Raw genomic sequence first — 19,255 nt, 5'->3', positions numbered from 1 at the left:
AGTCTCTGGGTCAGGTACTTTCCCGCTCAATGACCGTGCATTGCAGCAGATTCAACCGCTGCACCTCATCGCTCGGCAAAACGCCCAGACTTTCCAGCACCCGGGTTGCCGCCAGCACGCCGATCTCCAGCGCCGGCGGTTTGATCGTGCTCAGGCTCGGCAGCAGCATCTCGGCGAACGGGTAGTCGCCGAAGCCGAGGACGGCGCAGTCTTCGGGGATCTTGAGGCCGGCGCGTTGTCCGGCGAGCAGGCCGCCGGCGGCGAGGTTGTCGTTGGCGAAGATGATGGCGTCCGGGCGTGGTGAGGCTTTCATCAGTGCTTCCATCGCTTGCTTGCCGGCCTCGAACGGGGCGCGATCGGCGGCGGGTGCGAATACCCAGGGCTCAAGTCCTAGCTCACGCACGGTCGCCGCATAACCGTCGCGGCGCTCCAGTGCGCTGAAGTCGCCGGGGGCGCTGTTCTGCACGAAGGCGATTCGCCGGTAGCCTTTGCCGTGCAAATAACGAGCGGCACTGACCCCCACTTCAAAGTGCGAAAAACCGATCTGCATCGGCTCGCGATCCGGCTGGTAATCCCAGGTTTCGATCACCGGAATATCCGCTTCGGCGAGCATCTTTTCCGTGCCCATGCTGTGGAAGTGACTGGTGACCACCAGCGCCGCCGGCGACCAGCCCAGGAACGCCCGCACGGCGTTTTCTTCCTGCTCGGTGCTGAAGTAACTCGATGCCAGCAACAGCTGATAACCGTGACGGCTGAGGGTGTCGCTGAAGCCCTGAATGGTGTTGGCAAAGATCGGCCCGGAGATGTTCGGGATCACCATGCCGACGATTTTTCCCCGTGCAGAGGCGAGTCCGCCGGCCACCAGATTCGGCACATAACCCAGTTCGGCGACCACCGCCGCGATCCGTTCGCGACGCTCGGGCGAGACCTGTTCCGGCTGGTTGAAATAGCGCGACACGGTGATCGCCGAAATACCGGCCTGGCGCGCCACCGCGTTGAGGGTCACGCGACCGGCGCCACGGCGTTTGCGGGGCTTTTCTTCGCTCAAGGCTCGATCCTTCTTAAAAACCAAAACGCATATAAAAGTAATTTTTCAGTATTGGACGGTCTATCTCCGGCTTGCCAATACTGGCGATGTTAGCGCTAACAAAGCGCGTTGTCTGCTACTCGCTCGAGCGAATGCCCAAGACACCGAGACAGGCGCTGTCGTCGCAGAACGGCAGCGGTTCAGGGCAACTTTCCGAGCGGGCAAACATGCACAACATTCCTGGGGCGACACACAAACTGGCGCAATCGATCCGCGCTGCGGGCTGGCTACTCACCGGGCTGGCCGCGCTGCCGCTGCCTGCCGCGTTCGCCGCCGACAGCACCGATCAGGAGCCGACACTCAAGTCCGTCACGGTCACCGCCACCCGCCGCGAAGAGTCGCTGCAAAAGGTCCCGGTGGCGGTGTCGGTGATCGACGGCGAGCAGTTGGAACGGGACAACCGCAACAGCGTGGCGAGCATCGTCCAGCAAGTGCCGTCGCTGAATTTCCGCACCGGCGCATCGAACAAGGACACCTCGTTGTTCGTGCGTGGCGTGGGGACGATTTCCACCTCGCCAGGCGTCGAGCCGACCGTGGCCACGGTGATCGATGGCGTGGTCTATGCCCGTCCCGGCCAGTCCACTCTCGATCTGCTGGACCTGGAACGCGTCGAAGTTCTGCGCGGCCCGCAAGGCACGCTGTTCGGCAAGAACGCTTCGGCCGGCGTGCTGAACATCACCAGCAAGGCGCCGACCACCGAGACCCACGGCTACATCGATCAGTCGTACTACAGCGGCAACGAAAGCCGCACCCGTTTCGGCATCGGCGGCAGTCTGATTCCGGACACGCTCGAGGGCTCGATCAGCACCTTGTTCGGCACGTACGACGGCAACGTCGACAACCAGCACAACGGTCAGGAGGTCAACGGCTATAACCATCGTGGCGTGCGCGGCAAACTGGAATTCACCCCGAACGACGACATCACCTTCACCCTGATCGCCGACTACATGCAGTCCCACGATGACGGCCCCAACGGCGTCGTGACCAAGGCTCTGACCCCGGCCTTCGCGAATGCGTTGAGCCCGGTCGGCGCCACCAGCCACAACCGCGACATCAACACCGACACCCGCTCCCACGTCGAGGACACTAACAAGGGCCTGTCCGGCCAGCTCGATTGGCAACTGGGGGATTACACCCTGACCTCGATTACCGCGTGGCGCGGCTGGGACAACACCCAGTATCAGGATGGCGACCGCCTCGGCACGGTGACGACCGCGTTCCCCGGCACGGCGGACAAGGGCGATCTGGCCTTCGATCAGTACTCGCAGGAGCTGCGGCTGGCGTCGCCGAAAGGCGAGTTCCTCGAATACGTCGGCGGCCTGTTCTACATGCACGGCAAGGACGAGGAAACCTATCAGCGCACCCTGACGACCACCACGCGCACTGATCGCGGCGTCGCCGATTACAGCACCACCAGCGACAGCTATGCGGTGTTCGGCGAGAGCACGCTGAATTTCACCTCGGACTTTCGTGGCATCGCCGGCCTGCGCTACACCCACGACGATCTCGAATACGATCACCGTCGCGTCTCCACGTCCGCCACCACGGTCAGCGGCATTCAACCGGCCACCCGCAGTTCCGGTTCGGTGGACGAGGACGGCTGGTCCGGCCGGCTCGGTTTGCAGTACGACCTGAGCGATACCGTCACCACCTACCTGACTTACTCGCGCGGCTACAAAGGCCCGGCCTACAACGTGTTCTTCAACATGCAGCCGCGCGATACCGAAGCGCTGAAACCGGAAACCTCCAACACCTGGGAGGCGGGGATCAAAGCCTCGTCCTGGAACAATCGCCTGACCACCAACCTCGCGGTTTTCCACAGCGACTACGACAACTACCAGGCGAACTTTTTCGACACCGTCGCCGGGCAAGTGGTAACGCGCCTGATCAACGCCGGCAGCGTCAGAACCGAAGGTGTGGAACTTGATCTCGCCCTGCAGGCGACCCAGCAACTGAAGTTCTCCGGCGCGCTGGCCTACACCCGCGCCCGCATCGACGAGTTCGCCTGCCCGGCGGGTGCGGCGGCGTCGTGCAACGTCAACGGTAAGCCGCTGCCTTTCAGCCCGGACTGGAAAAGCTACGTGCGGGCCGACTACACCATCCCGCTGGATAACGGCCTGGATATCGAACTCGGCACCGATTACAGCTGGCAGAGCGAAGTGCAGTACGACATCAGCCAGAACGCCGACACCAAGCAGGGCGCCTACGGACTCTGGAACGCCAGCGTGGCCCTGGCCGATTACACCAATGGCTGGCGCGTGGCGTTGCTGGGCAAGAACCTCACCGACAAGTCCTATTCGCCATTGCTCGCCAGCGGTGGCAACTACATCTACCGCGCTGTGCCTCGCGACGACGAGCGCTACTTCGGCGTGCAACTGCGCAAGGACTTCTGAGATGAGCAGACAGCTGAAACTCGGCGCGTTCCTCATGGCCACCGGACACCACGTTGCCGCGTGGCGTCACCCGGACGTACCGGCCAACGCCGGGCTGGATTTCGCCCATTACAAACGCCTGGCGCAGATTGCCGAGGCAGCGAAGTTTGACACCTTGTTTGTCGCCGACAGCGTCGCCGCGCCGACCCAGGACATCGCCAGCCGCATGGCCCGTTCGGATCACTTCGAACCGCTGACGTTGCTCTCGGCCTTGAGCGCGGTGACCGAACACATCGGCCTGATCGCCACCGCAACCACCAGCTACAACGAGCCGTACCACGTGGCGCGCAAGTTCGCTTCGCTCGATCACCTGTCCGGCGGGCGAGCGGGGTGGAATCTGGTGACCTCGGACAACGCCGCCGAAGCGCAGAATTTTGGCCGCGACGAACACATCGGCCATGCCGAACGCTACAGCCGCGCCCGGGAATTTCATCAGGTGGTCACGGGTCTCTGGGACAGTTGGCAGGACGATGCTTTCCTCCGCGACAAAGCCAGCGGTGCGTATTACGACCCGGAAAAACTGCACGTGCTGAATCACGTTGGCGAGCACTTCCGGGTCAAAGGCCCGCTGAATGTCGCGCGTTCGCCACAGGGTCAGCCGGTGATCGTGCAGGCCGGCTCGTCGGAAACCGGGCGTGAACTGGCGGCGCAGACCGCCGAAGTGGTGTTCACCGCGCAGACCTCACTGGCCAGCGCTCAGGCGTTTTACGCCGACCTCAAGGGACGCTTGCCGAAGTACGGACGCAGTGCCGATTCGCTGAAAATCATGCCCGGCGTGTTTGTCGTGGTCGGGCAGACGGAAGCCGAAGCGCAGGAAAAATGTGAAACGTTTCAGCAATTGGTCGAACCCGAGGTGGGCATCGCCTTGCTTGGGCGTATGCTGGGCAACTTCGATCTGTCGAAGTACCCGCTGGACGGGCCGCTGCCGGAATTGCCGCTGACTGACAGCGGCCAGCAAAGCCGACAGAAACTGCTGACCGAACTGGCCGGCCGCGAGCATCTGACCCTGGCCGAACTGGGCCGCAGAATCGCTGGCGGTCGCGGGCATTACAGCGTCGTCGGTACACCGGCGCAGATTGCCGACCGTTTGCAGGAATGGTTCGAGCAGGGCGCGGCGGACGGTTTCAACGTGCTGGTGCCACACCTGCCCGGCGGGCTCGAAGACTTCGCCAACGGCGTGGTCCCGGAACTGCAACGGCGTGGGCTGTTCAGAACCGAATACGAAGGCCGGACTTTGCGCCAGAACCTTGGCCTCGCCCGGCCCGGCAACAGATTTGCGTAGCAATCGACACCCGATTCAAGACCGACAAGAGAGGATTCGATGACTTACACCGCTGCCGAAAACCGCTATGACTCCATCCCTTACCGCCGCGTCGGACGCAGCGGTCTGGTGCTGCCGGCGCTGTCCCTGGGCCTGTGGCACAACTTCGGCGACAGCACGCCGATCGACACCCAGCGCTCGTTGCTGCGCACGGCGTTCGACCTGGGCATCAACCACTTCGACCTGGCCAACAACTATGGCCCGCCCTACGGCAGCGCCGAGATCAACTTCGGCCGTCTGCTGCGCGAAGACTTCAAGCAGTACCGCGATGAACTGATCATCTCCAGCAAGGCCGGTTGGGACATGTGGCCCGGCCCTTACGGCCAGGGCGGCGGTTCGCGCAAATACGTGCTGGCGAGCCTCGACCAGAGCCTGCAACGCCTGGGCCTGGACTATGTGGATATCTTCTATTCGCACCGCTTCGACCCGGACACCCCGCTGGAAGAAACCGCCAGCGCCCTCGCCACGGCGGTGCAGCAGGGCAAGGCGTTGTACATCGGCATCTCGTCGTACTCCGGAGTGAAAACCCGCGAAATCGCCGCATTGCTCAAAGAGTGGAAAGTACCGCTGCTGATTCACCAGCCAGCGTACAACCTGCTCAACCGCTGGGTGGAAAAGGACCTGCTCGACACCACTGACGAACTCGGCACTGGCGTGATTGCCTTCACCCCGCTGGCGCAAGGCCTGCTGACCGACAAGTACCTCAACGGCGTGCCGGCGGATGCGCGGGTCAATCGTCCGGGCGGTGGTTCGTTGCAGGCTTCGCACTTGTCCGAGGCCAACATCGCTCACGTTCGGGCGCTGAACGAGATCGCCAAGCGTCGCGGGCAGAGCCTGGCGCAATTGGCATTGGCGTGGACACTGCGGGATCCGCGGGTGACCTCGGCGCTGATTGGCGCGAGCCGGCCGGAGCAGATTGTCGAGAACGTCGGGGCGTTGAAGAATCTGAGCTTCAGTGCTGAGGAGCTGGCGGAGATTGACCGGTTTGCCCAGGAGGGCGGGATCAATCTTTGGGAGAAGCCTTCGACAGCTGAATAACGACACACAGATCGTTCCCACGCTCCGCGTGGGAATTAAGCCCGGGACGCTCCGCGTCCCCTGCCAAGCCGAACGCGGAGCGTCCGTAGAGGCGTTCCCACGCAGAGCGTGGGAACGATCAACGTAAAGGCTCAGCGAAAAAACGGCACATCCCCCAACACCGTAGCCCGCTGCATCACCCGCCGCGCCGGCCGGTAGTCATCCACCGCGTAATGTTGCGTCACGCGGTTGTCCCAGAACGCGATGTCATCTTTCTGCCAGCGCCAGCGAATGGTGAACTCCGGCCGCGTCGCATGCGCGAACAAGAACTTCAACACCGCTTCGCTCTCGGTCTCCGACAGCTCATTGATCTTCGACGTGAACCCTTCGTTGACGAACAGCGAACGCCGTCCGCTCACCGGGTGCGTGCGAATCACCGGATGCGACAGCGGTGGATTCTTGCGCCGCGCCTCTTCCCACTGCGCCAGTGCCTGCGGCGTGTTGCCATAGCGCTCCAGCGGAAACGAGCGGGTGAAGTCGTGAGTCGCGGTCAGCCCTTCGAGCAGCGCTTTCATCGGCGCCGAGAGCGCTTCATACGCAGCAATTCCGCTGGCCCACAACGTGTCGCCACCAAACTCCGGCAACAGCTTGGCGCTGAGCACCGCACCCATGGCCGGGGTCGGCAGGAAGGTCACGTCGGTGTGCCAGATCGCGTTGTCGCGCACGTCGGTGACGGCGGTGTCGAGGATCAGCACTTCCGGTTGTTCCGGCACGTTCGGGTAGATCGGGTGAATGTGCAAGTCGCCGAAATAGTGGGCGAAGCGCGCCTGTTGCGAAGGTTCGATCGGCTGATTGCGAAAGAACAGCACTTGATACTTGAGCAGCGCCTGCTCGATGGCGTCGCGCTGTTCCAGGTTCAGCGGCTGGCTGATGTCGACGCCGCTGATCTGTGCGCCGAGGGCCGAGCTTAACGGGGTGATGTTCAGGCTGCTCATGGTGGTTCTCTTCAATTCCGGGGCCCCGAAACTGTCGGGGTAGTCAGTGCTGAAAAATCAGTGGGCCTGGCCGTGCCACGGCACCAGTTTGCGTTGCAGGGCGCGCAGGCCCATCTCCATCGCGAAGGCGATCAGGGCGATGACCAGAATCCCCAGCACCACCACATCGGTGACCAGGAACTGCGCAGCCGACTGCACCATGAAGCCCAGGCCGCTGGTGGCCGCGATCAGTTCGGCGGCGACCAGGGTCGACCAGCCGACACCGAGGCCAATGCGCACACCGGTCAGAATGTCCGGCAGGGCGCTTGGCAAAATCACATGGCGGATCAGTTGCGCGCGGGTGGCGCCCAGCGACTGTGCGGCGCGCAATTTGGCCGGGTCGACGGTGCGCACGCCGGTGGCGGTGGCAATCGCGATCGGGGCGAAAATCGCCAGATAGATCAGCAGCACTTTCGACAACTCGCCGATGCCGCACCAGATCACGATCAGCGGTAGATAAGCCAGTGGCGGAATCGGCCGGTAGAACTCGATCAGCGGATCGAGCACGCCACGGGCGATGCGGTTGGCGCCGATGGCAATGCCCACCGGCACTGCGGTCAAAATCGCAAAACCAAGGCCCAGACCGATGCGGCTCAGGCTCGCGCCCAAGTGCTGCCACAACGTCGAATCCATGTAGCCCGTGGTCGCCAGCAACCAGCCTTTTTGCAGTACGGCGGACGGTGGCGGCAGGAACAGCGGCTCGATCAGGCCAGTGGCCGTCACGGCCCACCAGATCACCAGCAACGCGAACAGGGTCAGCAGGCTGATCCAGCGGGTGCTGAGGCTGCGGCGCACGGGAATCACCACCGACGTGGCGGCGGGTTTCACGGCGGTGGCGGAAACGTCGTAACTGCTCATGCGCGCTCCTGCCGCTGAACGGCGCTGCGTTGCGAGAACACTTTGGCAAGCACGTGTTCGCGGGTTTCGATAAAACGCGGGTCGGATTTGATGGTTCGTGCCGACTCACCGGCGGCGTAGCGCTGGCCGAAGTCGAGGTGCAGGCGCTCGACGATCTGCCCCGGATTCGGCGCCAGCAGAATCAGGTCAGTGGCGAGGAACACCGCTTCTTCAATGTCGTGGGTAATCAGGAACACCGGCTTGGCGGTGCGTTGCCAGACTTGCAGCAACAGCTCCTGCATCTGTTCGCGGGTGAAGGCATCGAGGGCGCCAAAGGGCTCGTCCATCAGCAACACACGCGGGTCCGCCGCGAGGGCGCGGGCCAGGCCGACACGCTGCTTCTGGCCGCCGGAAAGCTGCCAGATGCGACGGTGTTCAAAACCGGAAAGATCGACCAGCGCGAGCATTTCCCGGGCGCGCTGTTCGCGTTTGTCCTTGGCCACACCGGCCAGTTCCAGACCGAAAGCCACGTTGGCCAGCACGTCCTGCCAGGGCAGCAGGGCGTCGTCCTGGAACACCACGCCGCGTTCGGCGCTCGGGCCTTTGACCGGCACGTTGTCGAGGGTGATGCGGCCGGCGCTCGGTTCGACGAAACCGGCAATCAGGTTCAACAGCGAAGTCTTGCCACTGCCGGACGGGCCGAGGGCCACCAGCAATTGCTGAGGGCCGAGGGTCAGGGAAATGTCGGACAGTACCGGTTCCGGGCTGCCGGGATACTGTGCGCTGATGCGCTCCAGCTGTAGCAAGGCCATCGCGATTAACTCCCGATCAGTTGGTGATGTACTTGGCGCTGACGTACGGCGCGTAGTCCGGCAGTACCGCTTCGACCTTGCCTTGCTCCTTGAGGAACGCAGCGGTGTCGGTGATGGCTTTGGTGGTCGGTGCACCGAGGTCACTGACCTGATCCGCCGCCAGCGGGTAGACGTTGCCTTGCAGAAGCAATGGGATGTCGCTGGCCTTGGCGCCCGAAAGCTTCACCAGCTTGTCGACGTTGCTCTGGTTGGCCAGCCAGGCTTTCGGATCCTTGCGGTAGTCGGCGTAGGCGTCGAGGGTGACCTTGGCGAATGCGGTGACGATTTCCGGATGCTTCTCCGCGAAGTCCTTGCGCACGATCCAGGCGTCGAAGGTCGGCGCGCCGAACTTGGCCAGTTCACCGGAAGTGATCAGCACTTTGCCGTTTTCCTTGGCCACACCCAGCGCCGGATCCCAAACGTAGGTAGCGTCGATGTCACCGCGTTTCCACGCAGCAATGATCGCTGGCGGGGCGAGGTTGAGGACGGTGACTTTCGATGGATCGATGTTCCAGTGCTTCAGCGCGGCCAGCAGGCTGTAGTGACCGGTGGACACGAACGGCACGGCGATTTTCTTGCCGACCAGATCCTGCGGCGTCTTGATGCCGGAGCCGTCGCGGGCGACCAGTGCTTCGGCGGCGCCGATCTGAGTGGCGATGAGGAAGGTTTCCACCGGGACTTTACGGGTGATCGCAGCGGTCAGCGGGCTGGAACCGAGGTAACCGATCTGCACGTCACCGGAAGCGATGGCGGCAATGATGTCGGCACCGTTATCGAATTTGCGCCAGTTGATGTCGGCCTTGGTGGCTTTTTCATAGGCGCCGTCGGCCTGGGCGACTTTCGCCGGGTCAACGGTGGTCTGGTAGGCGACGGTGAGGTCGGCGGCCTGAGCCAGGAAACTTGCAGCAGCCAGAGAGGCCACGGCCAGCAGGCGAAGCGGGAAATTCAGTTTCATTGAAGAGCTCCATATCAGGCGACCGAGCGTCGGCGTGAAAGGAGACTAAATGATCTAAGAATCTAAAAATAAATAACTTTTTAGAATGATCTTATGAGCGGAAAAATCTAAGCCGGGGGTATTTGATAGTTCCCACGCTCTGCGTGGGAATTCAGCTTGTGACGCTCCGCGTCACTTGGACGCGGAGCGTCCATTGAGGCGTTACCACGCAGAGCGTGGGAACGATCAAAGAACCTTCTGATGTCAGTTGCTGATCGCCAAAATGCTCGCCTGATACGACCCGACAAACACGTCGAAATCGCCCACCTCGTTCTGCTCCAGCTCCGCCTGTTGGGCCAGCGAAGACCGCGCCAGTTCTTCAAACTTCGCCTGTTCTTCAGCCGCCAACGGCTCTCTGCGGAAGAACTCGGCGTGAGCCTGACTCTGGCGCAGGGAGAATTGCGCGAAGCTTTCCTTGTGCGTGGCCATGGCTGCCAACACCTGGGCCGAAGGCGTCAGGGACGAATCCTTGACCTTGGCCAGTTGCGCATCGAGCGCCTTGCTATGGGCATCGCCGCCATGGCTTTGATCCAGCAGCGCTGCCAGCGGAGCGATTTTTTCCAGCAGCTCGGCAGCCCATTCCTTCAGCTCGACCGGTTGGCCGTCGCGCTGCAATTGCAGGCCCGGACGGCGGCCTTCCTTGACCACGCTGAGGAAGTTGGAGGTGGCGTTGCCGCAGGAGTTGTTGGTCAGCAGCGGGCTTTCGTTCAGCGCGCAGTACAGCAGGAACGCGTCGAGGAAGCGCGACTCGGTGAGGTCGATGCCCATCGGCAGGAACGGGTTGATGTCCAGGCAGCGCACTTCGACGTACTGAATGCCACGGGCCATCAAGGCCTGGATCGGCCGCTCGCCGGTATAGGTCACGCGTTTCGGGCGGATGTTCGAGTAGTACTCGTTTTCGATCTGCAGGATGTTGGTGTTCAGTTGCACCCACTCGCCATCCTGGTGCGTGCCGACTTCGACGTACGGCGCGTACGGCGTGGCCACCGCTTTGCGCAGGCTGTCGGTGTAGCTCGCCAGGTCGTTGTAGCAAGGGGTCAGTCCGGCCTGGGCGTTGCTCTGGTAACCGAGGTCGCTCATGCGCAGGCTGGTGGCGTAGGGCAGGTACAGGGTGTCCGGATCCAGCTGTTCCAGCTGATGCGCACGACCACGCAGGAAACCGGCGTCCAGCGCCGGCGAGGCACCGAACAGGTACATCAGCAGCCAGCTGTAGCGCCGGAAGTTGCGGATCAGCGCAATATAGGACGACGACTGGAAATCCCGGTCGGTGCCGACGAAGCCTTCGGCTTCTTTCAGCAGTGGCCAGAGCTTTTCCGGCAGGGAGAAGTTGTAGTGAATCCCGGCGATGCACTGCATGGTCTTGCCGTAACGCAGGGCCAGGCCCTTGCGGTAGACGTACTTGAGCTGACCGATGTTGGAGGTGCCGTAATAGGCGATCGGGATGTCTTCCTCGGCCGGCAACGGGCACGGCATCGATGGACTCCACAGGTACTCGTTGCCGAGCTTGCTGTAGGCGAAGCGATGAATCTTGTCCAGGCTCGCCAAGGTATCGGCAGGGTCTGGCAGGGCGGGCGTGATGAACTCCAGCAGCGACTCGGAATAGTCGGTGGTGATCTGTTCGTTGGTCAGCGCGGAACCCAGGGCTTCAGGGTGCGGCGTTTGGGCCAGGCGGCCTTCGCCGGTCACCCGCAGGCATTCACGTTCGATACCGTGAAGGCACTGCTCAAGCAGAGAGAGGTTAGCGCGCTCGCCGAGCAGAGCCAGGCGGCGGTTGAGAAGTTCGCTCAATTTGGATTCCTTCACGCGTCAGTCGCCCCAATATGGGGGTGGGCAGGACGGTCTACAAGGGTGAAGTTGAAACTGGCGTTTTCGCCTGGTTTTTCGGGCTCTGAAGCCCCCGTTGAAACGCCAACTTCACTCCCTGAATCTGGCCGATGCACGCGAAGATTACGCGGTTCCTGTGGGAGCGGGCTTGCCCGCGAAGGCGTCGTGTCAGGCGAACTGATGCTGCCTGACACTCCCTCTTCGCGGGCAAGCCCGCTCCCACAGAAAAGCTCGACGCTGCGATCACAGCGCCGAAATTAACTCAAAATGATGAACAACATCTACAGGACAGCGAACGTGCCTTGCGCTTTTGCGACCAGTTTGTCGCCCTGCATCACGTCGGCTTCGACCACCAGCGTGCGCCGGCCCGGGTGGATCACCCGCGCCGTGCACATCACCTCGCCTTCCGAGACGGCGCGGATGTAGTTGATCTTGCACTCGATGGTCGCGCTCTGCTGGTCGAAGCCGTGGGTGCTGGAACAGGCCAGCCCCATGGCGATATCCACCAGACTGAACAGCGCGCCACCGTGCAGCTTGCCGCCGCGGTTGCGCAGTTCGGGTTCCAGCGCCAGGGCGACTTGCGCCACCCCGGTTTCCAGACTGTGCAGGCGGCAGCCCAACAGTTTGAAAAACGCGCTCTCGACGAGCCCGGCCGGCATTTCCATCAGCGTTTCTTCAACTGCTTGGCGTTGGCAAACAGCGACGCCATCGCGTTATTCACCGGAGCCGCCGGGGTGCTTTCCTTGCGCGGAGCCGAACCCTGCGACTGGCGTGGTGCCGAGCCCGGACGCGAGCCCCGGGCGCCGTCGATCTTCTCGCCCGGGGTGTCGCTCATGCGCATCGACAGGCCGACGCGTTTGCGCGGGATGTCGACTTCCATGACCTTCACTTTCACCACGTCACCGGCCTTCACCGCTTCGCGCGGATCCTTGATGAATTTCTCCGACAGCGCCGAAATGTGCACCAGACCGTCCTGATGCACGCCGATGTCGACGAACGCACCGAACGCGGTCACGTTGGTCACCACGCCTTCGAGAATCATCCCCAGTTGCAGGTCCTTCAGGTCCTCGACGCCTTCCTGGAACTCGGCGGTCTTGAACTCCGGACGCGGGTCGCGGCCCGGTTTTTCCAGCTCTTGCAGGATGTCGGTAACGGTTGGCAGACCGAAGGTCTCGTCGGTGAATTTCTTCGGATCCAGACGCTTGAGGAACGCGGCGTCGCCGATCAGCGAGCGGATGTCGCGGTCGGTTTCAGCGGCAATGCGCTGCACCAGCGGATAGGCTTCCGGGTGAACGGCCGAGGAATCCAGTGGGTTGTCGCCGTTCATCACACGCAGGAAGCCGGCGGCCTGTTCGAAGGTTTTCTCGCCCAGACGCGCGACTTTCTTCAGCGCAGCACGAGTCTTGAACGCGCCGTGCTCGTCACGGTGAGCCACGATGTTTTGCGCCAGGGTCGCGTTGAGGCCGGAGATCCGCGCCAGCAGCGCCACGGAGGCAGTGTTCACGTCCACGCCCACGGCGTTCACGCAGTCCTCGACCACGGCGTCCAGACCGCGCGCCAGTTTCAGCTGCGACACGTCGTGCTGGTACTGACCGACACCGATGGATTTTGGATCGATCTTCACCAGCTCGGCCAGTGGATCCTGCAGACGACGGGCGATCGAGACCGCGCCACGGATCGATACGTCCAGATCCGGGAATTCCTTGGCTGCCAGTTCCGATGCCGAATACACCGATGCGCCGGCTTCGGAGACCATGACCTTGGTCATTTTCATCGCTGGGTATTTTTTGATCAGTTCGATCGCCAGCTTGTCGGTCTCACGGCTGGCGGTGCCGTTGCCGATGGCGATCAGGTCGACCGAGTGTTTGGCGCACAGGGCGGCCAGAATGGCGATGGTCTGATCCCATTTGTTGTGCGGCACGTGCGGGTAAACCGTGGCGTGATCCAGCAGCTTGCCGGTGGAGTCGACCACCGCAACCTTGCAGCCGGTGCGCAGGCCCGGGTCGAGGCCCAGAGTCGCGCGCGGGCCGGCCGGGGCGGCCAGCAGCAGGTCGTGCAGGTTGTGGGCGAACACGTTGATCGCTTCGGTTTCGGCGCCGTCGCGCAGCTCGCCGAGCAAGTCGGTTTCCAGGTGGGTGTAGAGCTTGACCTTCCAGGTCCAGCGCACCACTTCACTCAGCCACTTGTCGGCCGGACGGTTCTGGTTCTGGATGCCGACGTGCTGGCCGATCATGCCTTCGCACGGGTGCAGGGTGCCCGGCAGCTCGTCGCCGACTTTCAGCGCGGAGCTGAGAATGCCTTCGTTGCGGCCACGGAAAATCGCCAGCGCGCGGTGCGAAGGCATGCTTTTCAGCGGTTCGTCGTGTTCGAAGTAGTCACGGAACTTGGCGCCTTCCTCTTCCTTGCCGGCGATCACGCGGGCACTGAGGGTGGCTTCCTGTTTCAGGTAGGTGCGCAGTTTTTCCAGCAGGTTGGCGTCTTCGGCGAAGCGCTCCATGAGGATGTACTTGGCGCCTTCCAGCGCTGCCTTGACGTCGGCCACGCCTTTTTCGGCGTCGATGAAGCGCGCGGCTTCGGCTTCCGGGGCCAGCGACGGGTCGTTGAACAGACCGTCGGCCAGTTCGCCGAGGCCGGCTTCCAGGGCGATCTGGCCCTTGGTGCGGCGCTTCTGCTTGTACGGCAGGTACAAGTCTTCGAGGCGGGTCTTGGTGTCGGCGAGTTTGATTTCGCGCTCCAGCTCAGGGGTGAGTTTGCCCTGCTCCTGAATGCTGGAAAGAATGCTGATGCGCCGTTCGTCGAGTTCTCGCAGGTAGCGCAGACGCTCTTCCAGATGACGCAGTTGGGTGTCATCGAGGCTGCCGGTCACTTCTTTCCGGTAACGGGCGATGAAGGGAACGGTAGAGCCTTCATCGAGTAGCGCGACGGCCGCTTCGACCTGTTGTGGGCGTACGCCGAGTTCCTCGGCGATGCGGCTGTTGATGCTGTCCATAAAACCACCTGACAAATTGTGAAAGCAGGCTCGCAGGCGCGTAAATAAAGGCCCGGAGTCTGGTGGGGCGGCTTGATGCTGGCCGCTGCCTGGGTCAAAGGCATCCCATTGACCCGTGAAATCGAACAATTACTGCCGTGACCCGGAAAATAAAGGACGGCCACCTGCGGTAACGATTCAGACGTTGCCTGACACAAAAGGCCGCGCATTATAACCAGCGTTCTGTCATTCGGGGGCGACACAGTCTGTAGGCTCAAGCCCCGGTTTTCTGGCAGTGAAGGAAAAATCTGCTAACAATGCACACGGTGCGTATAACGGCAGCTACGCCATAATGCGCGCCGAGCTAAAAGGAGTATCCAATGAGCAGCACTGCACAAACTGCTGAAGGCGAAAAAATTCTCATCGTTGACGACGATCCGGGGCTGAGCAGCCTGCTGGAACGCTTTTTCGTCAGCAAGGGCTACCGTGCCCGCGCCGTACCGAATACCGAGCAGATGGATCGTCTGCTGTCGCGTGAAGTGTTCAACCTGGTCGTCCTCGACCTGATGCTGCCGGGCGAAGACGGCCTGACCGCTTGCCGCCGCCTGCGTGGCGCGAACAATCAGATTCCGATCATCATGCTCACCGCCAAGGGCGACGAGCTGAGCCGTATCAAGGGCCTGGAACTGGGCGCCGACGACTATCTGGCCAAGCCATTCAACCCGGACGAGCTGCTGGCACGCGTCAAAGCCGTGCTGCGCCGTCAGGCTGCACCGGTGCCGGGCGCGCCGGGCAGTGAAGAAGAAAACGTCACGTTCGGCGACTACGTGCTGTCCCTGGCTACCCGCGAACTCAAACGCGGCGACGAAGTGCACATGCTCACCACCGGCGAGTTTGCGGTGCTCAAGGCCCTGGTGATGAACGCCCGTCAGCCGCTGACCCGCGACAAGCTGATGAACCTGGCCCGTGGCCGTGAGTGGGATGCCCTGGAGCGTTCCATCGACGTGCAGATCTCCCGTCTGCGCCGGATGATCGAACCCGATCCGTCCAAGCCGCGCTACATCCAGACTGTCTGGGGTGTCGGCTACGTGTTCGTGCCGGATGGCAACTCCACCAAGTGATGGGTGATTTGTAGGAGCGGGTCTGCGGGAAACGGTCGGAAACGCCGTCCGCGCAGACTCGCAATCCGCAATATGCGAGCATTGCTCGCTCCTGCAAGTGTGTAGCGGTTATCCATGAAAACCCCCGTCTGGTTCCCCCAAAGTTTCTTCTCGCGCACCCTGTGGTTGGTGCTGATCGTCGTATTGTTTTCCAAGGCATTGACCCTGGTTTATCTGTTGATGAACGAGGACGTGCTGGTGGATCGCCAATACAGCCACGGCGTCGCCCTGACGCTGCGTGCCTACTGGGCCGCCGACGAAGAGAACCGCGCGAAAATCGCCGATGCCGCGACCCTGATCCGGGTGGTCGGCGCTGGTGTGCCGGAAGGCGAACAGCACTGGCCTTACAGCGAAATCTACCAGCGGCAGATGCAGGCGGAGCTGGGTGCCGACACCGAAGTGCGCTTGCGCATGCACTCGCCGCCAGCCTTGTGGGTTCGTGCCCCGAGCCTCGGTGATGGCTGGCTGAAAGTGCCGTTGTACCCGCACCCGTTGCGTGGCCAGAAGATCTGGAACGTGCTCGGCTGGTTCCTGGCGATCGGCTTGCTGTCCACGGCGTCTGCCTGGATTTTCGTCAGTCAGCTCAATCAGCCATTGAAGCGTCTGGTCTACGCCGCCCGGCAACTCGGCCAGGGCCGCAGCGTGCGCCTGCCGATCAGTGACACCCCCAGCGAGATGGCCGAAGTTTATCGCGCGTTCAACCAGATGGCCGAAGACGTCGAGCAGGCCGGTCGCGAGCGTGAGCTGATGCTGGCCGGGGTATCCCATGACTTGCGTACACCGCTCACCCGTTTGCGGCTATCACTGGAGTTGATGGGCGACCGCACCGATTTGACCGATGACATGGTGCGCGACATCGAAGACATGGACGCAATCCTCGATCAGTTCCTCGCGTTCATTCGCGATGGGCGGGACGAATCGGTGGAAGAGGTGGACCTCAGCGATCTGGTGCGTGAAGTGGCGGCGCCCTATAACCAGACCGAAGAGAAAGTGCGCCTGCGCCTGGAGCCGATCCAGCCGTTCCCGCTGCGTCGGGTGTCGATGAAGCGTCTGCTGAACAACCTGATTGGCAACGCGTTGAATCATGCCGGCGGCAGCGTGGACGTCGCGGCTTACGTGTCCGGTGATACCAGCGCCCCGTACGTGGTGTTGAGCGTGATGGATCGTGGGGCAGGGATCGATCCTTCCGAGCTTGAGGCGATCTTCAACCCGTTCACCCGTGGCGATCGTGCGCGGGGCGGGAAGGGCACCGGGCTGGGCTTGGCGATCGTCAAGCGGATTGCGTCGATGCACGGCGGCAATGTCGAGCTGCGCAACCGATCCGGTGGCGGGCTGGAAGCGCGGGTGCGGTTGCCGCTGGGATTGATGCTGCCAAGAGATGCCGTTTAACGGCAGCCTCAAGCGGCAAGTTTCAAGCTACAAGCAAAAGCGGCTTTTACTCGCCACTTGCAGCTTGTAGCTCGCCGCTGTTTTTTATCCCTTGCCTTTTGTGCGGGTCATGTTCGGCCCGCCATTCTTCTCGAGATGCTCAATGATGATCCCCGCCACGTTCTTGCCCGTGGTGGTTTCGATCCCTTCCAGACCCGGTGACGAGTTCACTTCCATCACCAGCGGGCCGTGGTTGGATCGCAAAATATCCACACCCGCCACCGCCAGGCCCATGACCTTGGCTGCACGCAACGCAGTCATGCGTTCTTCCGGGGTGATCTTGATCAGGCTGGCGCTGCCGCCCCGGTGCAGGTTGGAGCGGAACTCGCCGGGCTTGGCCTGACGCTTCATCGCCGCGATCACCTTGTCGCCGACCACGAAGCAGCGGATGTCGGCGCCGCCGGCTTCCTTGATGTATTCCTGCACCATGATGTTCTGCTTCAGGCCCATGAACGCCTCGATCACCGACTCCGCCGCCGTCGCGGTTTCGCACAGCACCACGCCGATACCCTGAGTACCTTCCAGCACCTTGATCACCAGCGGCGCGCCGTTGACCATGTCGATCAGGTCGGGAATGTCGTCCGGCGAGTGGGCGAAACCGGTCACCGGCAAACCGATGCCCCGGCGTGACAGCAATTGCAATGAACGCAGTTTGTCTCGCGAGCGGGCGATGGCCACCGATTCGTTGAGCGGGAACACCCCCATCATTTCGAACTGGCGCAATACCGCGCAGCCATAAAACGTCACCGACGCGCCGATTCGTGGAATCACTGCGTCGAAACCCTCCAGCGGTTTGCCACGGTAATGGATCTGCGGCTTGTGGCTGGCAATGTTCATATAGGCGCGCAAGGTGTCGATCACCACCATTTCATGCCCGCGTTCGGTTCCGGCTTCGACCAGACGGCGGGTGGAATACAGACGCGGGTTCCGCGACAGCACAGCGATCTTCATGCAACACCTGTGGAGGAGGTAGATACCGGGAACACCGGCTTGTCTTGTACATATTTGATGCCCGGATTGACCACCAGCTGGCCGTCGATCAGGGCTTTGGAACCGAGCAACAGGCGATAGCGCATGGACTTGCGGCAAGCGAGGGTGAACTCGATCGGCCAGACCCGGTCACCCAGGGCCAGGGTGGTGCTGATCACGTAGCGCACCTGGGCCTGGCCGTTCGAACTCTTGATGGTCTTGCGGGCAACCAGCGGCGCTTCGCATCGCCGATGGCGCAACTGCACGACAGTGCCCAGGTGCGCGGTGAAACGCACCCACTTCTCGCCGTCGCGTTCGAACGGCTCGATGTCGGTGGCATGCAGGCTGGAGGTGCTGGCACCGGTGTCGATTTTTGCCCGAAGGCCGGCGACTCCCAGATCCGGAAGCGCCACCCACTCGCGCAGACCGATAACGGTCAAATGGTCAAATGTCTTCAATGGAAAAAACCAACAATTAACGCGTCCACGCTTCAGGGGACACCTGGGCTAACGCTTTGAATGCGGGCCTGGCGAACCAGTAACCCTGCATCAGAAATATTCCGCAGTCCGCCAGGAAATCCCGTTCACCCGCACTCTCTATGCCTTCGGCGATGACTGTAACGTCCAACTCCGCACAGATTGTGACAATCCCCCGAACGATAGCCTGACGAATACGATCGCGGTCGATATCGCGGATCAGCGCCATGTCGAGTTTGATCAGGTCTGGTTGGAAGTCGGCCAGCAGATTGAGCCCCGAATAACCGGCACCGAAATCATCGATGGCCGTCTTGAAGCCGAATTCGCGGTATTCACGCAGAATATTGGTCAAATGGCGATAGTTATCTACGTGCTCGCTTTCCAGTGTTTCGAAAATCAGCCGGTCGACCGGGAAATTGTGTTTTTTTGCTGCTTCCAGCGTGCTCCGTATGCACAGCTCTGGACGATAGACGGCGTTGGGCATGAAGTTGATCGACAAGTGTGTCTGCATATTAAGCTCGGCTGCGCCTTCGATGGCGCGAGTCCGGCAGAGCTGGTCGAAACGGTAGCGGTTATCTTCTGTAACTTGATCCAGCACGGTTAACGCGCCTTCACCGGCCGTACCACGGACCAGTGCCTCGTAGGCGTACACCGACTCGTCACGCAGATCCACGATGGGCTGATAGGCGAAGGAAAAATCGAAGCCCAGCGGCTCGCTTTGCTGGCAGCCCTGGCACCCGGATTGGGGCGAGGTCAATGAAGACGGAAATTTGGTCACTCGATCACTCCATGCCGTTGAACCGGCGAAGATCACAGTTTATCTGGAGGGCCGAGTTCTTGCGCCCGACAGAATCGGT

16 protein-coding genes are annotated in these 19,255 nt (G+C 62.0%); 5 read left to right on the top strand and 11 right to left on the bottom strand.

The genetic code is table 11. From position 1 onward, the window contains the following. Nucleotides 1-10: 10 nt before the first annotated feature. On the bottom strand, nucleotides 11-1,048 hold the full coding sequence (locus tag CAF77_RS11100; protein WP_064382735.1) for a LacI family DNA-binding transcriptional regulator: 1,038 nt from the start codon (nucleotides 1,046-1,048) through the stop codon (nucleotides 11-13). A 206-nt stretch (nucleotides 1,049-1,254) separates the two neighbouring features. Here CAF77_RS11100 and CAF77_RS11095 point away from each other — a divergent pair, with 206 nt between their 5' ends. From CAF77_RS11095 to mgrA, 3 genes are read left to right on the top strand one after another with little or no spacing between them, the layout of a single operon-like run. Continuing rightward, nucleotides 1,255-3,480, top strand: a complete 2,226-nt coding sequence (locus CAF77_RS11095; protein ID WP_064382736.1) for a TonB-dependent receptor — start codon at nucleotides 1,255-1,257, stop codon at nucleotides 3,478-3,480. A gap of 1 nt (nucleotide 3,481) precedes the next feature. Next, on the top strand, nucleotides 3,482-4,801 hold the full coding sequence (locus CAF77_RS11090; protein ID WP_064382737.1) for an LLM class flavin-dependent oxidoreductase: 1,320 nt from the start codon (nucleotides 3,482-3,484) through the stop codon (nucleotides 4,799-4,801). A 39-nt stretch (nucleotides 4,802-4,840) separates the two neighbouring features. Beyond that, the gene (gene mgrA, locus CAF77_RS11085; protein WP_011331956.1) at nucleotides 4,841-5,878 is read left to right on the top strand and encodes an L-glyceraldehyde 3-phosphate reductase; all 1,038 of its coding nucleotides are present in this window, start codon (nucleotides 4,841-4,843) and stop codon (nucleotides 5,876-5,878) included. Between the two features lie 131 nt (nucleotides 5,879-6,009). Here the strand turns inward: mgrA and tauD are convergent, their stop codons facing one another. From tauD to CAF77_RS11050, 7 genes are all read right to left on the bottom strand, one after another. Further along, on the bottom strand, nucleotides 6,010-6,852 hold the full coding sequence (tauD, locus tag CAF77_RS11080; RefSeq protein WP_064382738.1) for a taurine dioxygenase: 843 nt from the start codon (nucleotides 6,850-6,852) through the stop codon (nucleotides 6,010-6,012). A 57-nt stretch (nucleotides 6,853-6,909) separates the two neighbouring features. Next, nucleotides 6,910-7,749: a taurine ABC transporter permease TauC gene (tauC, locus tag CAF77_RS11075; protein ID WP_064382739.1), complete on the bottom strand. Its 840-nt coding sequence runs from the start codon at nucleotides 7,747-7,749 to the stop codon at nucleotides 6,910-6,912. Then, entirely contained in the window at nucleotides 7,746-8,540 is a 795-nt protein-coding gene (gene tauB, locus CAF77_RS11070) for a taurine ABC transporter ATP-binding subunit (protein WP_064382740.1), read from the bottom strand. The genes tauC and tauB overlap by 4 nt, the downstream gene beginning before the upstream one ends. A 16-nt stretch (nucleotides 8,541-8,556) precedes the next feature. Continuing rightward, entirely contained in the window at nucleotides 8,557-9,534 is a 978-nt protein-coding gene (gene tauA / locus CAF77_RS11065) for a taurine ABC transporter substrate-binding protein (protein ID WP_007952702.1), read from the bottom strand. Nucleotides 9,535-9,777: 243 nt separating this feature from the next. After that, complete coding sequence (gene gshA, locus CAF77_RS11060) at nucleotides 9,778-11,361, bottom strand: glutamate--cysteine ligase (protein WP_064382741.1); 1,584 nt, start codon at nucleotides 11,359-11,361, stop codon at nucleotides 9,778-9,780. Between the two features lie 317 nt (nucleotides 11,362-11,678). Then, entirely contained in the window at nucleotides 11,679-12,062 is a 384-nt protein-coding gene (locus CAF77_RS11055; RefSeq protein ID WP_064382742.1) for a PaaI family thioesterase, read from the bottom strand. Next, nucleotides 12,062-14,386, bottom strand: a complete 2,325-nt coding sequence (locus tag CAF77_RS11050) for a Tex family protein (protein ID WP_064382743.1) — start codon at nucleotides 14,384-14,386, stop codon at nucleotides 12,062-12,064. Before CAF77_RS11050 ends, CAF77_RS11055 begins: the two co-directional genes overlap by 1 nt. A gap of 359 nt (nucleotides 14,387-14,745) precedes the next feature. Here CAF77_RS11050 and ompR point away from each other — a divergent pair, with 359 nt between their 5' ends. After that, complete coding sequence (ompR, locus tag CAF77_RS11045; RefSeq protein ID WP_064382744.1) at nucleotides 14,746-15,486, top strand: two-component system response regulator OmpR; 741 nt, start codon at nucleotides 14,746-14,748, stop codon at nucleotides 15,484-15,486. Nucleotides 15,487-15,600: 114 nt separating this feature from the next. Beyond that, nucleotides 15,601-16,914, top strand: coding sequence for an ATP-binding protein (locus CAF77_RS11040; protein ID WP_007952691.1), 1,314 nt, complete (start codon nucleotides 15,601-15,603; stop codon nucleotides 16,912-16,914). Between the two features lie 84 nt (nucleotides 16,915-16,998). On the opposite strand, the gene rimK is transcribed toward CAF77_RS11040, so the two are convergent. Genes rimK through CAF77_RS11025 form a run of 3 tightly spaced genes read right to left on the bottom strand, consistent with a single transcriptional unit; the run spans nucleotide 16,999 to nucleotide 19,176 of the window. Continuing rightward, nucleotides 16,999-17,904 (bottom strand): 30S ribosomal protein S6--L-glutamate ligase, encoded by a 906-nt coding sequence (gene rimK, locus CAF77_RS11035; protein ID WP_007949201.1) that lies wholly within the window; start codon nucleotides 17,902-17,904, stop codon nucleotides 16,999-17,001. Beyond that, a complete protein-coding gene (locus CAF77_RS11030; protein WP_170844915.1) occupies nucleotides 17,901-18,347 on the bottom strand; it encodes an ATP-dependent zinc protease in 447 nt (148 codons plus the stop codon). Before CAF77_RS11030 ends, rimK begins: the two co-directional genes overlap by 4 nt. Nucleotides 18,348-18,396: 49 nt before the next feature. Further along, nucleotides 18,397-19,176, bottom strand: a complete 780-nt coding sequence (locus tag CAF77_RS11025) for an EAL domain-containing protein (RefSeq protein ID WP_064382745.1) — start codon at nucleotides 19,174-19,176, stop codon at nucleotides 18,397-18,399. Nucleotides 19,177-19,255 lie beyond the last annotated feature (79 nt).

Source organism: Pseudomonas sp. R15(2017), assembly GCF_002112685.1.
Classification (GTDB): Bacteria; Pseudomonadota; Gammaproteobacteria; order Pseudomonadales; family Pseudomonadaceae; genus Aquipseudomonas; species Aquipseudomonas glycinae.
This window is presented reverse-complemented; position numbering and strand designations above follow the sequence as displayed.

What these genes read in the sequence shown, in the direction of transcription:
- CAF77_RS11095 (WP_064382736.1), top strand. Translation starts at nt 1,255, where the DNA reads ATGCACAACATTCCTGGGGCGACACACAAACTGGCGCAATCGATCCGC.
- CAF77_RS11090 (WP_064382737.1), top strand. Translation starts at nt 3,482, where the DNA reads ATGAGCAGACAGCTGAAACTCGGCGCGTTCCTCATGGCCACCGGACAC.
- mgrA (WP_011331956.1), top strand. Translation starts at nt 4,841, where the DNA reads ATGACTTACACCGCTGCCGAAAACCGCTATGACTCCATCCCTTACCGC.
- tauD (WP_064382738.1), bottom strand. Translation starts at nt 6,852, where the DNA reads ATGAGCAGCCTGAACATCACCCCGTTAAGCTCGGCCCTCGGCGCACAG.
- tauC (WP_064382739.1), bottom strand. Translation starts at nt 7,749, where the DNA reads ATGAGCAGTTACGACGTTTCCGCCACCGCCGTGAAACCCGCCGCCACG.
- tauB (WP_064382740.1), bottom strand. Translation starts at nt 8,540, where the DNA reads ATGGCCTTGCTACAGCTGGAGCGCATCAGCGCACAGTATCCCGGCAGC.
- tauA (WP_007952702.1), bottom strand. Translation starts at nt 9,534, where the DNA reads ATGAAACTGAATTTCCCGCTTCGCCTGCTGGCCGTGGCCTCTCTGGCT.
- CAF77_RS11055 (WP_064382742.1), bottom strand. Translation starts at nt 12,062, where the DNA reads ATGGAAATGCCGGCCGGGCTCGTCGAGAGCGCGTTTTTCAAACTGTTG.
- CAF77_RS11050 (WP_064382743.1), bottom strand. Translation starts at nt 14,386, where the DNA reads ATGGACAGCATCAACAGCCGCATCGCCGAGGAACTCGGCGTACGCCCA.
- ompR (WP_064382744.1), top strand. Translation starts at nt 14,746, where the DNA reads ATGAGCAGCACTGCACAAACTGCTGAAGGCGAAAAAATTCTCATCGTT.
- CAF77_RS11040 (WP_007952691.1), top strand. Translation starts at nt 15,601, where the DNA reads ATGAAAACCCCCGTCTGGTTCCCCCAAAGTTTCTTCTCGCGCACCCTG.
- rimK (WP_007949201.1), bottom strand. Translation starts at nt 17,904, where the DNA reads ATGAAGATCGCTGTGCTGTCGCGGAACCCGCGTCTGTATTCCACCCGC.